The organism is Ruminococcus sp. RTP21484sp1_RTP21277st1_D2_RTP21277_210401 (genome assembly GCF_040924225.1).
GTDB lineage: Bacteria > Bacillota > Clostridia > Lachnospirales > Lachnospiraceae > Blautia_A > Blautia_A faecis.
In genome coordinates this window covers 1-14,732 of sequence record NZ_JBCOMJ010000021.1, presented here as the reverse complement: position 1 = coordinate 14,732, position 14,732 = coordinate 1, and the positions used below count along the sequence as shown (strand labels likewise).

Genomic DNA, 14,732 nt, shown 5'->3' with positions numbered 1-14,732 from the left:
GCTGAATGCCAAATATATGAATCAGGAGATGCATATGAAAAAATATGATGTAACGGCACTGGGCGAATTATTGATTGATTTTACTGAGAATGGAAAAAGCAGTCAGGGAAATCCGCTTTTTGAAGCGAACCCGGGAGGGGCACCTTGTAATGTACTTGCAATGCTGGCGAAGCTGGGACATAAGACAGCATTTATCGGGAAAGTGGGAAACGATTTCTTCGGAGAACAGCTGAGAACTGCAATAAAAGAAGCTGGAATTGATGACACTGGATTATGTACAGACGAAAAGATCCATACAACCCTTGCTATGGTACATACATATCCCGATGGAGACAGGGATTTCTCTTTTTACCGTAATCCAGGAGCGGATATGATGCTGAACAAAGCAGAGATTCGCGAAGATATTCTCAAAGATACGAAAATTTTTCATTTTGGCACATTGTCTATGACTCATGAAGGAGTGCGGGAGGCAACCAAGGCGGCAATTCATATTGCAGAGGAAGCTGGTGCCGTTATTTCCTTTGATCCCAATTTACGCCCACCGCTCTGGGAATCTCTGGATGAGGCGAGAGAGCAGGTATTATATGGTCTTGGACATTGCCAGATTTTAAAGATTTCAGATAATGAAATTCAGTGGCTGACAGGGGAAGAGGATTATACTGCTGGTGTAAACTGGATCCTGGAAAGATATCAGATTCCGCTGATCCTTGTGTCTATGGGCAAAGAAGGAAGCCGTGCTTATTATAATGAAATGATGGTGGAAGTAAAGCCGTTTTTACAGGAGAATACCATCGAGACAACCGGAGCAGGAGATACCTTCTGCGGCTGTGTATTGCACTATGTCTGTGAACATGGAATTAATGGACTAAAAGAGGAAAATCTGGCTGAAATGTTAACATTTGCCAATGCAGCTGCCTCAATTATCACAACAAGAAAAGGCGCACTGAGAGTAATGCCGGAAGAAAAAGAAATAAAGCTATTAATATAAAATATTCAAAAGAATAGGAATACAATAAAGGGACTTCTTTGGAGGTTCCTTTATTGTAGTAGAAAATAGTTTAAATTTCATTTGACGTATAAATATGCACACTTTACGACGAAAACGATTATTTTACTGTGAAAATGGTACAATGCAAAATAAGCAAGGTAAGAAAAAATAGTTAAAATAACGGACATCACAAAATATGAAAGCCATCTGATCTGCATCAATGACACTGATTAGATGTTGTCCGGGATTTTCACAGAAAAATCGAGGAGGAGAAAAATTCATGAGTATGAAACAAGTGCTTGCCGCATTCATGGGCGTGACACTCCTGGTTGGCAATGGACCGGTAAGTGTGTTCGCTGAAGAAGCGGCAGTTGAGGCAGCAGCGGAACCTGCAATTGTAAATCTGGAAACCCAGGGACGCACAAACCCAATTGGCGTTGACGAGACCAACCCTGCTTTTTCCTGGCAGATGCAGTCTGGTGAGATTGGGGCAGCTCAGAAATCTTATCAGATTGTTGTGCAGGATAAAGAGGGAAGCGTGGTCTGGGATTCCGGTGTGGTCGAGAGCAGCCAGTCAAATGAGATCAAATATGAGGGAAGCAGCCTGACTCCGGCTACTCAGTACAGCTGGAAAGTGACTGTGACCGATAACAAGGATAATTCCATTCAGTCTGAGACTGCAACCTTTGAGACTGGTTTGATGGATACAAGTTCAGCATCCTGGGGTGGAGCCAAATGGATCGGTGCAGGAGAGCTTTCTCTGGATGCAGCATCTAAAGCAGTTTTTAATATTTCCGCAGATGTTCAGGTGGCAGAGGGCAGTAACGGGGCATCCTTTATTCTTGGCGCAGATGATTTCCGTTTGGAGAACAAAGTGTTCAACAGCGAAATGCAGAAGGGCGAAAACTATGTCCGCGTAGAACTGGATCTTTCCGGTGTTGGCGCGAACGGTGGTGCGAAGATTAACGCTTACCGCATGGGCTATGCAAAAGACGATGATCCTACAACTCCATTTTTCACAATTGAAGATGATGAAGATCTGAATACTTTGATTACAGAGAAGAACAAAAACGATGTTCACCACATTAATATTTTCTGTACTGCAAGTACACTTTCCATCACAGTTGACGGAACCAAGGTGGGAGATGACATTCTGGTAAACACCATGGAAAACGGAAACACTTTTCCGAACTTAAATTCTGTAGGTTTTGCAGCAAATACAGGTGACAGCGCCACATTCACAGATTATAAGATCGAAAACGGCGGAAAATATGCAACCGGAACTCTTCTGGATGCAGAGACAGGTGCAACTTATTCCATTTTTGATGGAATGGATGGTGTAACTGTAGATGGAAATACAATTACTGTAAATGGAGGTAACGCAGGAGTTCTTGGATATGCAGATCCTTCCTACGCAGCAGCACCGATGGTTCGTACAGATTTCGAAGCAAAATCAGAGATAGAGTCTGCAAGACTTTACCTGACTGCACAGGGTATCTACGATTTCTATATCAACGGACAGGAAGTTGCGCCGGAAGAATGGTTTAACCCAGGCTCCACAGAGTATGATTCCATTCTTGCGTACAATTCCTATGACGTAACCGATTACCTTCAGACTGGCGAAAACGCAATGGGAGCAATCCTGGGTGAAGGTTGGTGGACTGGTATGACTACCTTCGAGTGCACAAACAACAACTACTATGGAGACCAGCCTGCACTGATGGCAAAACTGGTAGTGAACTATACAGACGGCTCCAGTGACACAGTAGTAACCGATGACGGCAGCTGGACTTATTATAACGATGGCCCGGTACGTCTGGCCTCTCTTTTCCAGGGAGAAAGATATGATGCGACAAAAGAGGCTGCTGTAGAGGGCTGGACAGAGGCTGGATATGATGACTCTGCATGGACTGCTTCCTCTGAAATCGAGACAAGAAAACAGTTTGCAGATTATCAGCTGGTTTCCCGCTATGATGAGCCGGTTCATTTAATCCGTACTAACGATGTAAAAGAGGCTCTTGGCGAAACAAAAGAGGGATCTGGTTCTTACATTTACGATATGGGCGAAAATGTTTCCGGTGTTCCGGTAATCACAATTCCAGAAGAATACGCAAAGCCAGGCGAGACAGTAACCGTTCGTTTCGCAGAGATCCTTTACCCGGAACTGGAGGAGTACACCAGTGAAGGTGTTGACGGAATGCTGATGGTGGAGAATTATCGTACTGCAATGGTAACGGATTTCTATACCATGAAAGAGGGAGAGAATGTATTTGCACCAGACCTTACTTTCCACGGATATCGTTACATTGAGATCACAGGTCTGGATCAGGAGCTTCCGGCAGACTGCATTAAAATGCAGGTACTTTCTTCACTGGACGCAAGTGCTGAATATGAGTCCTCTAATGAGCTGACCAACCAGCTGTTTACGAACATTACAAACTCAACAACCAGTAACTACATTTCCATTCCAACAGACTGCCCGCAGCGTGACGAGCGTATGGGATGGACTGGAGATGCGCAGATTTATGCACTGTCTGGCTCTTATGTAGCTGATACATACAATTTCATGCGCCAGTGGATGGATACTGTCCGTGCAGATTGCGGTGAAACAGGAATGTCTTCCCAGTATTGTCCGGCATTTGTGAATTATGATCTGGAAGCTGATGACAAAATCCAGCATAACGGACAGAGCTTCGGTATTACCTGGAACTGTCTGGTTGTAACCATTCCGTACAACCTGTATATGCAGACCGGAAAACTGGACATTGTAAAAGATAACATTGATAATATTTATGCGTATGTGGATCATCTTGCCTCTACTCCAATGAGTTATAAGAATGGAAATGGAGATAAGAAGGAGGATGCACGTCTGACAGGTGAGACTGGTACACTTTGTGACCACCTTTCCAGAATCCCGACTGACGGTGTGATGCTTGGAAATGTGCTTTATATTAACTGTCTGGATCAGGCAGCAGTTCTTGCGGATGTTATGGGCGATACAGATAAGGCAGAAAGCTATCGTGAGACAGCTGCAACTGCAAGAGAAGCATGGAATGAGTTTTTCATTGATCCGGACACTGGAAAAACAAAGAACACTAAGGGCGAGATTCAAGATACACAGGCTTCTTATGCAACTCCTCTTCGTTTCCATGTGGTAAGTGATGAGAATCTGGAAAAAGTTCTGGAGAATTATAACGCAACAATCGCAGAGGCTTCCGGTGAGGACAGTGATGGAATGCCGATTGTTCCTTACACTTTGACAACTGGATTTAATGCAACTGGAAACCTGTTAAATGCACTTTCCGATTATGGCTTAAATGATACTGCTTACAAGCTGTTTGAGTCCACAGACTATGCTTCCTGGCTCTATCCGGTAACACAGGGTGCAACCAGTATCTGGGAGCGTTGGAACGGTTATACAAATGAGCTTGGATTTAACGGAAACAACAGCATGAACTCCTTTAACCATTATTCACTTGGTGCAGTTTACGAGTGGATGGTAGCTTACCAGCTTGGAATCAAGTCTGACGAGACACAGCCTGGCTATCAGCACTTTATCCTTCAGCCCACTGTAGGTGGTGACTTCACAGAGGCAAAGGGAAGCTATGATTCTGTTTATGGAACCATTAAGAGCGGCTGGACAGCAGCTGACGGTGTGATGACATCCTATGATGTGACCGTTCCGGCAAATACCTCCGCAACCTTATACCTGCCAGTATCTGGTGAGGTCACTGCATGCGACGGCGTAACTGTGACAGGTGCGGCAACACATAATGCGGTTGAGACACAGCAGATGGAGCTGGTAGCTGGAACTTACCACTTCGAAGTAACAGACGGAAATGTGACAGTGACAGCTGCATAATGAGTTATGTTGGAATACTCGCTGCCAGAGTAGTTTATAGAGAATCATAGATAAAATCCTTCACTTTATTATGATTGAATTATAAAAAGGTCAGTACTGACGGAGTATTTTTCCTGAAATCAGGAAAGAGAGCTTCGTGGTACTGGCCTTTTTGCTACTGAGTATTCAATTTCAGTCGCGTGAGAAAAATGTGGTGTGGCAGATTGCAGAAAACCTTTTTCAAACACGCTCCAGGCAGATGCTGGCTTATGATAGCTGGTTTATTAGGAAACTTTCTCTTGCTAAATTGTAAAAGCCTGTTAGAATATGTATAAAATACAAGAAGATATGTCAGCGTGTATAATTTTGCTGATTGCCTGACTGACATGAAAAAGAATGTCCACATGCGAGGTGAAAGTTATGATCACACTTAATGATTATTTATATTCCGGAGATACAGTTTTAAAGATTTTACAGAAATATACAGAGGATCTGCGCAAGGAAGCGAAAAAGAACCATAATGAGATCGATCTGGTGCACAGCAATTTTTTGATCCAGATCACGGAACTTTTGGAGCATAATGACTTCCTGACAGCTCAGTCCCAGAAGATCCGGGAATTTTATAAATATATGGCCCATGAATATCCGTTTCTTGCCTTTACATTTAAAGGCAGGATCAAGTCCCTGATCCGGGCAGAAGAGAAATTTAATGGATATGTAGTGGAATATATTTATGATTATTACAGGGAAAATGGTACCTATCCGTCGGTTGCAGAGTTGAAAAACAAGCTGAGCTGCTTCCGTGATTTTATTGCTTACAGGATCGTGGTCTGTATGCCAAGATGTCATTTGAAGCCAGGGGAAGACCAGGAGCAGGCGTCTATCCGCTATCTTTATGAGATTGCAAATGTGCTGCCAGGATTTCTGGAAGAGAGAGGCTTTACAGCAGAATCGGCTCAGGGAGTGAAATTGAGTACTTCTGATCAACTAAATGATGATGTAAAGCCTTATTACAGAGATTATATTTGTGGTACCAGTGAATATGGGTATCAGTCTTTACATATTACGTTCTATGATAACAGCTCCAGATCCTACATGGAGGTACAGCTCCGCACCCAGAAAATGGATGATACTGCGGAAATCGGACCGGCCAATCATCTGGGCTATGAGAAACGCCAGCAGGACGAGCGAGCCAGAAGAGATGTGATCCCGGAAGGGGAATGTGTTTACTTTGATGAGGCTTATGAGCGGGGGATGAAGCTACTTTCCCTGGAATTAGCAGATCTTGACGTGAATATGTTTTCTGCGGTAAATAACAGTCTGATCAACGATGGCTGTGGATTGTTCCGAGGCAGATTGATTCTGCCTTATGAGCATTTGTCCAGATTTCAGAATGATGTGATTGATTGAGAAAAAAGTAAGTGGAGCAATAAAGATGTTAAAGAAAAAGATGTTAATTGCTTTAGGGGTGGCAGCAGTATTGAGTGTGAGCTGTGTAAGTGTGACTGTCTGGGCTGAGGAAAACGCAGAAGAGCAGACAGAGGAAGCAGAGGACAGTTCTAATTCTGAAGGCGAGGAAGATGCTGATTTAGAAGAGTCTGACAATCCGGAGATTGAAGAGGGATACACTACAGAACTAGAAGGCTGCACAAAGGTGGTTTCCTGGTGCAAAAATGGAGACAATAATATTTACGGACAGTTCTATTATCCGGAAGATTTTGACGAAACAAAGACTTATCCAGTAATCATTATGAGCCACGGAATCGGTTCTACTTCCCAGATGGTAGAGCGTGCAAAATGGCCGGAAAAGGCGGCTCAGGATGGATATGTGGTTTATACATTTGACTTCTGCGGCGGTTCCCTTAACGGAAACAGTGACGTAGATTTCATGGATATGACAGTGATGACTGAGAAAGAAGATTTAAGTGCTGTTATGGACTTTGTGAAAACAAAGGATTATGTGGATCAGGATCATCTTTTCCTTCTGGGACAGAGCCAGGGAGGACTTGTAAGTGCTCTGACTGCTGCAGACAGAAAAGATGATGTGGCTGCTATGATCCTGATTTATCCGGCGTTTTGTATTGCGGATAATGCCCGGGAAATGTATGATTCCGCATATGATATTCCGGAAGACAGAGCTGAGATGCCGGTAGGAACTGTGGGTTCTGAGTATGTGAAAACAGTTTATGATCTGGATGTTTATGGCACTATCAGCGCATATGACGGAGACGTGATGATCATTCACGGAATCAATGACAGCCTGGTGCCATACAGCTATTCTGAAAAGGCAATTGAGGAAGCGTATACAGGGGAAGGTTCTGTTCTGATTCCCATTTATGGAAAAAAATCTACCCATGGTTTCGAGATGAACTTTGAAGAGGGAAGAGACTATGCGGAGACAGTTGGATTGGAATTTTTGGATGTGCATTTGAAAGAGGAAGAATAAAGGTTTAGGAAACCAAAAAGTGAAAAAAACATGTAGGGCGTATTTATAGATCGTTATGAATTAAAGGCATTGCAAGGATATTATACCGCGTACTAAAAGTTAGATTTTAATGTCTGACTTTTGGGCGGCATGTTCTACAATGCCTTTTTTTATTTAAGTATATATTTTATAAAAATAATATTGTATAAAATAAATACAAATGGTATAATATTAACGAGGAATGATTCTTAAAAAAATATAAACTCCTTGCAGTACATTATATTTTATGTTACGCTGAATTCACATCTTAGGAACTCTATGTACTATTCGTAGGCGGTTCAGCTCATGAACAGCAGTCTATTCATTGCCATTCGGTGAAGTATTCCTGTGAAATAAGCGTAATAAAGAAGGTGGTGAAACTTGGGTGTAAAAGACCAGGGACTACAGGAGTATCTGAAAGATAACGAACGCTTTGCAGATTTTGTGAATGGTACCTTATTTGCAGGAAAGCAGATTGTGGATCCATGTTATCTTAAGGAAGTACAAAGGAAGAAGAGAGTATCATATAAACAGTCGATTATGGCAAAAAATATACAAAAGAAAAACAGTTCTGAAAAATACGGCGAAGAGGAAATTGCCAGGGAAAAAGGTGTTTTTGAAGAGGGAGAATTCGGGGATGACAGCGCGAAGCTCATGTATCTGGAAAGAGAGCGCGATTTCCTTCGTCTCCACGATAAGCCAGGCTGTAGATTTTTGTTGGCATGTGAAGTTGAATCTGGGGCAAATTATGAGATGCCTGTGAGATGTTTTACATATGACAGCATAGAATATACAGATCAGCTAAAAGAGTGGAAAAGAAAATCCCAGCAAATGTTTTGGGGAAGAGGAAAACGTGGGAAAAAACGGCGCCGAATCCGTCGTCCATTGCTTCCGGTATTTCATCAGGTATTATACCTGGGAGAGAAAAGGTGGAAGAGTAAGTTAAAATTACAGGAAATGATGGACATCCCGGAAAATGTGATGAGTTTTTCAGACAGGCTTCCTGATTATGATATTTGTATGATAGATATTCATGAACAGAATCCTGAGTTGTTTCACACGGAATGGAAAGATATTTTCCAGCTTATGAAGCACAGCCGTAAAAAAGACGAATTGAGAAAATACGTAGAAGAGAGTAACGAAGAAATACGAAAGCTAAGTCAAGAAACCAGATGGCTTTTGGCGATATTACTGGAGCAATATGAATTTGTTGATGAAGAGGTTGTGGAGGTGAAGGATATGTGTAAGGCATGGGATGGCGCAATGCAAATGTATGCAGATGAAGCGAGAGCAGCAACGCGGAAAGAAATGAAGAAAGAGATGAAAAAAGAAATGAGAAGACAGGCCAGAGAAAAAGATCGCAGGACCGTTTTTAACATGTTTTCTCGGGGGTATTCACAGAAAGAAATTGCGGCAATTTCCGAGCTGCCGCTTAAAAAAGTACAGAAAATGTGTGAAGGGTTTATCGAGAATACAACAATGGCAGTACATACTTCTTGATTTGGATTAGAAATTACAGAATAGTAGCTGAGAAAGTTTAACGAGAAAAGGCATTGCAAGGAATTATATGGCGTCTGTAAACGATTTGATTTTGGAGTCAAACGTTAGGGAGAGGCTATATCCTGCAATGCCTTTTAAAATCCTTCAAATTTATATGAAAACTGCTAACAGGTACGCTTATGCATCTTGTTTCTCCGGAAACATTTTCCCGAAGAGAAAACGGATCAGCGGTCCACAGTACATAAGCTGCCAGAAGAAGGCTACCGGGAAGTTCATGAAAGTGGTCTGGAGCCATACGGCAACGAACTGGGAACCCGCATTTTTAAACAAGATTGTGGCAATTAAGCTCATGATCGGGCACATAATGCAGATGATCATAACAGAAATTGCAACTGTGATGGCGAAAGGTCTGTCTTTAGGTGTGACAATACGAAAAGCAAGCTTATGGGCAAGGTTATCAACAATAAAGAACTCCAGTACAAATGCAACCGGCCACATAATCTTCATTTCGCCGAAAGCCATGAGAAATACCTGGTTGCTCATTCCACCGATGTTCAGGGAAATGTTGTAGCAGATCATGGCGTAGACCATAAGGAAAGCCATCATCAGAGTGAAAATAACATTTTGAAACTTAGTTTTTGGCATAAAATTGTTCTCCTTTTTCTAAAAATGGGTACAAAAAAGACACATGTGTTGTTCGTTATCAAGTGTACACTTGTGTCGTTTCCAATTTTATACCAGAGCTAATTTGTTATTGAATTGTTTACCGAATGATTATTATACCAGATAAATGGGAAAATGCAATAAGAAAATCGATATATAAGATGGACTAAGAAATGGTAATGGGGATTTTTTATAAGTCAGAATGCAGTTTTACTTAGTTACTGTTCACTGGTAACGTTCCGCGAGGCGTTTTTTGTGAACAAAGTTCACAGAAAACCCGAGAATTGCGGCGCGAAATCATGCGAATGCATGATTTCTGTGCATCGCGAAGCGCGTTACTGTGAACGGAGTGAACAGTAACTTTACTTATGTTCCTTGGTTATATTAAACTAGTGGTTTATTGCAGAATATGTAGTTCTTCTGGTAATATAAAACATGCAAGAAATCATATCGGTCATTATCCCGCTAAGGAGGCGGAGCGGACTGTAAATCCGCTGTTATCATAACACGAGTGGGTTCGATTCCCTCATGACCGAGTATACTCCTGTAGCTCAGCTGGATAGAGCACGCGTCTACGAAGCGCGGTGTCGAGAGTTCGAATCTCTCCAGGAGTGCTTCCAATGGCAGATGCCTTGGAGTAAAGTGAATCAGGTAAGGAAATGGTGTAAAGGAAGAAAGCTGTCTGTGACTGGACAGTTTTTTTATTGAGCTTCAACCGCTGGACTTTAAAGATGTGCTATTTGCGATAAATTTGTTACAATTTACGTTAAAAACAGGTACAGAAATTGCAGGGTGTTATAATAAATCCATGATATGAAACATGTAAAATAATAAATGGAGGATAACAGGTATGAAAACAAAGCAGGCTGTAAATCCGTACCTGCCAAGCTGGGAATACGTGCCGGATGCGGAGCCGCATATTGTAGATGGACGTGTATACATATATGGTTCTCATGATCTTTTTAACGGCTTGAATTTCTGTCTGGGAGATTATGTATGCTGGTCAGCGCCGGTAGACGATCTGGGCAACTGGCGTTATGAGGGTGTTATTTTCAAAAGAGAGCAGGATCCGGCAGCACCGAAGATCCGTCTTACAAATGGTCTGGCAGCACCGGATATGATCCAGGGACCGGACGGAAGATTTTATCTTTATTATTTCATGGGCGGCACCAAGATGATCTCTGTGGCTGTCTGTGACAAGCCGGCAGGCAAATATGAATTCTATGGTTATGTAAAATATGCAGACAGCACTCCTATTGGAAAGAAAGAGGAGCCGCTGCAGTTTGACCCGGGCGTTTTTATGGATGATGATGGAAAGCTGTATCTTTACACAGGCTTTGCCCTTCAGGGAAATCCCCTTCTGCTTGATGGATCCAAGCCGACTGAGCACGGTGCAATGTGCTTCGAGCTGGACCCGGCAGATATGCTTACTGTAAAAATGGGACCGAAATACATTGGAATTGCCAGTGAGAAAGAAGCACCGGGAAGTTCTTATGAGGGACATCCCTTCCTGGAGGCAAGCTCCATGCGTAAATTCAATGGAACCTATTACTTCATCTACAGTTCCCTGAACAGCCATGAGCTTTGCTATGCAACAAGCGATAACCCTACAGAGGGCTTTGAGTTTGGCGGTGTTCTGGTCAGCAACGGGGACATCGGCCTTCCTGGAATCACAGATGTAAAAAATGCAAGAAACTGCACCGGAAACACTCACGGAAGCCTGATCGAGATTAATGGAAGCTATTATGTTTTCTATCACAGACACAGTAACCGTAAGCAGTCTTCCCGTCAGGCCTGTGCAGAGCGCATCCGCTTCGAGAATGGCAAATTCTATCAGGCAGAGATGACCTCCTGTGGTCTGAATGACGGACCGCTTAAGGGAAAAGGAAACTATCCTTCCTACATTGCCTGCAACGTATATGGCAAAAAAGGAACCCGTTTCTTAAGTATGATCAAACATCCAAAGTCCGGTCATCCATATCTGACTCAGGAAGGAAAGGATCGTGAGCAGGGGTCAGATCAGTATATTGCCAATATGTGTGACGGAGCAGTTGCAGGCTTCAAATATTTTGACCTGCGTGAGACCTCTAAGGTTCGTATTAATATTAAGGGAAAAGCAACGGGAATTGTTTATGTATCCACAGAGGAAGGCGGCAAGCCAGTGGCAAAGATTCAGGTAAAACCTTGCAAGGAACAGCACGGTTTTGCAGCTGATGTAAACGGACTCGGTGAGAAAGAGGCACTGTACTTCAGTTACAAGGGAACTGGCGCATTTAATTTTATGTCTTTTGATCTGAAGTAAGATTCCATTAAATGTGCAGGAAATATTCTGCCTGCAAATGGAAGACAGAGCTTAAATAAAGGGAAAAAGAGTTTATCTTAAGAGTCAAATAAACCCAGGAGGCGAAATATTTGAACATTACTAATTTTGCAAAAAAACTTGCAGAAAAGCCGGTTTTTAAAACAAGAATCAAATCCGATCAGGTGAAGCTTCCGGAAATTGCCATTGGATATTTTCTGGCGCCCTTTTGCGCCATGTTTGCCAATGCCATTTTCGGTGCCTATCTGAACCGTTATTATGTGGATGTACTTGGCTGGACGAAATTCGGAGCATTTGCCACACTTCTGCCAATCGTATCTGTGATTTTTGTAGTTCTCGGAAATCTGATGATCGGGCAGTGGATCGACAACACCAGAAGTACACAGGGAAAAGCAAGACCTTACCTGATCATTGCAGCACCAATGCTGATCATAGCCATTATTCTTATGTTTATGACACCAACTAAGGGCAATAATGCAGTGCAGATGATCTGGATCGCAGTGTCCTATAACCTGTACTATGCACTTGCATATCCATGTTTTTACTGTGCACATAGCTCCATGGTTTCTCTTTCTACCAGAAATTCTGAGAGCCGCGGGCTTCTTGCGACACTGTCAAATGCAGCAATGGTTGCTTCCGCAGGAGTTGGAGCCAGCATTGTAGTGCCGATCCTTCTTCAGAGCTTTCTGTTTGTGACAAAGGACGGCGGAATCGATGTGGATGCAAGCTATTCACACTGGAGGATTATTTCCATAGTTCTTTGCCTGGTAAGTGCATTTGGCTGTATGCTGGAATATTATTTTACAAGAGAGCGTATTACAGAGGAAACTATCAATCTGAATGTAAAGGAAGAGAAGATGCCGCTGAAAAAACAGCTGGAAGGCTGTATCCACAACAAATACTGGTGGATCATCATTCTCTATTTCCTGATTTTCCAGTTTGGTCAGCTAGTCAAAAACAGTTCCATGAGCTTCTATGTAAGATGGATGTTTGACAGTGTAATTAATTCTGCAAATCCGGAGCAGACTTCCGGAGCATTAATGTCAACACTTGGTTTGGTTGGTGGAATTCCTACTGCCGTTGGTATGGTAGTGGCATGGCCAATTGCCCGTAAGCTGGGCAAAAAGAGAGCTGTTGTTACAGGACTTTGCTTCTCCGTTGTAGGCGGCCTTGTCTGTTTCCTGAATGTACACAGCTTCGGAATGGTTGCTGCAAGTATGGTACTGAAAGGAATCGGAAGTATTCCGGCAATGTATGTGACGATGGCGCTTCTTTCTGATGTGCTGGATCACCTGGAAGCGAAAAATGGTTTCCGAAGCGATGGATTTACAATGTCTGTTTATAGCTCCATTATGGTAGGTCTTAGCGGACTCTGTATCGGTGTGCTGAACAGTCTTCTTACCTTTGCTGGTTACAGCAATACCGGTATTGCATGTAATCCGCAGACCTTGGAAATTGTTGAAAATGTGGCAAATTATACAGGTCAGGTGGTATATCGCCAAATGGGCGGCGTGGAGCAGGTGCTTGCATTCGCATTCCTGGCGGCAGATGTGATCACATATGCAGTTGTTATCATTCTTATGAGCCGTCTGGATGTAGAAAAACACATTGAAGAGGACCAGAAAAAGATCAAAGAAAATCAGAAGAAAGCAGCTAATATCTAATTGTTTCAGAACCTGTTTCCTGTTATACTATTCTTAGTTAACACAAGTGATTCCGGCTCCCTGGTGCAGTGTCACTGTGCCAGGGAGCCGTTTTAGCCGAATAAGCTGCGAAGAAGCTATTCGATTATGAGAAGGCAGCAAAGCGGATTGGAGTATCCGTTTGATTGAATAGGATAGGTGAGAAATAATTATGATAAGAATTGCAATTGTAGAGGATGACAGGCATGACCGGGAGGCGTTGAAGAAATGCCTGAATCGTTATGAAAAAGAGAACCAGATGAAATTTTCCGTAACAGAATTTCAGGACGGAGAGGATATTGTGACCGATTACACTGCCAGCTATGACCTTATTATTCTGGATATTGAGATGGCGTTTCTCAATGGAATGAAAGCAGCAGAAAAAATCCGCGAGCTTGATACAAATGTAATTATTATTTTTATTACAAACATGCCTCAGTATGCCATTCAGGGATATAAGGTAAATGCGCTGGATTATATTTTGAAGCCAATTTCCTATTTTTCATTTTCAGAGAGTATGGTAAGGGCTCTGGCAAAGGTGAAGACACCGGAGAAGGAGTACATTACCATTGTTCTGAAGGGAGGTAAAAAGAAGCTGGATGTGGCGCGGATTTGTTACGTGGAGGTTCAGGACCATGTGCTGATCTACCACACTCTGGATGGGGATTTTGAGACAAAGGGCACTATGAGGGATACAGATAATCAGTTTGATCCGAAGAAATATTTTCGGTGTAACCGCTGTTATCTGGTAAATCTGGAATTTGTAGAGACTTATCAAGGCAGTGATATTATGGTAAACGGCGATACGATCCAGGTGAGCAGAAGCAGGCGGAAGCCCTTCCTGGATGCCCTGAATGAATATATGAATGAGGTGGAAAAATGAGAGGCACAGTAGTCAACACTCCCGGATATTATTATGCCATTTCCTACTGGCTTTCTGCACTGGTAATGATTCTTGTGCATGGATGCGGGAAAAAAGATGTGTGGAAATATGTGTATGGGGTGTTGAGCTTTATCAGTATTTTTACCGTTATGTTTTTTACAGATGGAATAAAGCAGATGTTTTTCATGCCTCTTATGGTTTGTGTGTTTTTGCTGATGCTTTTGTACATCAGGATGGCAGGAGAGCTTCCATGGCGTGAAACCGGATTCTTCTGTGCAAAGGCATTTATTAACGCAGAATTTGCAGCATCTTTGTGCTGGCAGATCCATTATTTTTATACAGGTGATTTCAGCGGTCAGGAGAAGGGGACACCAGAGCAGATGCTATGGAG

Annotated in this window: 9 protein-coding genes, 2 tRNA genes and 1 pseudogene; 11 read left to right on the top strand and 1 reads right to left on the bottom strand. The window is 42.7% G+C overall.

Features of this window, described 5'->3' with window-relative positions:
* Positions 1-34 precede the first annotated feature (34 nt).
* The 5 genes from AB5706_RS14195 to AB5706_RS14175 all read left to right on the top strand — a co-directional run bounded on the left by AB5706_RS14195 (position 35) and on the right by AB5706_RS14175 (position 8,793).
* Positions 35-988: a carbohydrate kinase family protein gene (locus tag AB5706_RS14195; RefSeq protein WP_173770707.1), complete on the top strand. Its 954-nt coding sequence runs from the start codon at positions 35-37 to the stop codon at positions 986-988.
* Between the two features lie 280 nt (positions 989-1,268).
* Positions 1,269-4,850, top strand: a complete 3,582-nt coding sequence (locus AB5706_RS14190; RefSeq protein WP_173770706.1) for a family 78 glycoside hydrolase catalytic domain — start codon at positions 1,269-1,271, stop codon at positions 4,848-4,850.
* Positions 4,851-5,249: 399 nt separating this feature from the next.
* The gene (locus AB5706_RS14185; protein WP_118577558.1) at positions 5,250-6,239 is read left to right on the top strand and encodes a nucleotidyltransferase family protein; all 990 of its coding nucleotides are present in this window, start codon (positions 5,250-5,252) and stop codon (positions 6,237-6,239) included.
* A gap of 25 nt (positions 6,240-6,264) precedes the next feature.
* On the top strand, positions 6,265-7,275 hold the full coding sequence (locus AB5706_RS14180; protein ID WP_118577557.1) for an alpha/beta hydrolase family protein: 1,011 nt from the start codon (positions 6,265-6,267) through the stop codon (positions 7,273-7,275).
* Positions 7,276-7,674: 399 nt separating this feature from the next.
* On the top strand, positions 7,675-8,793 hold the full coding sequence (locus AB5706_RS14175; RefSeq protein WP_173770705.1) for a hypothetical protein: 1,119 nt from the start codon (positions 7,675-7,677) through the stop codon (positions 8,791-8,793).
* A 177-nt stretch (positions 8,794-8,970) separates the two neighbouring features.
* Here the strand turns inward: AB5706_RS14175 and AB5706_RS14170 are convergent, their stop codons facing one another.
* Positions 8,971-9,438, bottom strand: a complete 468-nt coding sequence (locus AB5706_RS14170) for a DUF2798 domain-containing protein (RefSeq protein ID WP_118577555.1) — start codon at positions 9,436-9,438, stop codon at positions 8,971-8,973.
* 469 nt (positions 9,439-9,907) lie between these two features.
* Here AB5706_RS14170 and AB5706_RS14165 point away from each other — a divergent pair.
* The 6 genes and pseudogenes from AB5706_RS14165 to AB5706_RS14140 all read left to right on the top strand — a co-directional run.
* Positions 9,908-9,992, top strand: a tRNA-Tyr gene (locus AB5706_RS14165).
* Positions 9,993-9,996: 4 nt separating this feature from the next.
* A tRNA-Arg gene (locus AB5706_RS14160) sits at positions 9,997-10,070 on the top strand.
* A 236-nt stretch (positions 10,071-10,306) separates the two neighbouring features.
* Positions 10,307-11,758 (top strand): family 43 glycosylhydrolase, encoded by a 1,452-nt coding sequence (locus AB5706_RS14155; protein ID WP_173772114.1) that lies wholly within the window; start codon positions 10,307-10,309, stop codon positions 11,756-11,758.
* Positions 11,759-11,868: 110 nt separating this feature from the next.
* Complete coding sequence (locus AB5706_RS14150; protein WP_202030779.1) at positions 11,869-13,440, top strand: MFS transporter; 1,572 nt, start codon at positions 11,869-11,871, stop codon at positions 13,438-13,440.
* A 190-nt stretch (positions 13,441-13,630) separates the two neighbouring features.
* On the top strand, positions 13,631-14,341 hold the full coding sequence (locus AB5706_RS14145) for a LytR/AlgR family response regulator transcription factor (protein ID WP_173769723.1): 711 nt from the start codon (positions 13,631-13,633) through the stop codon (positions 14,339-14,341).
* Positions 14,338-14,732 (top strand): annotated as a pseudogene (locus AB5706_RS14140) (hypothetical protein); the annotation flags it as partial. The gene AB5706_RS14145 and the pseudogene AB5706_RS14140, both read left to right, overlap by 4 nt.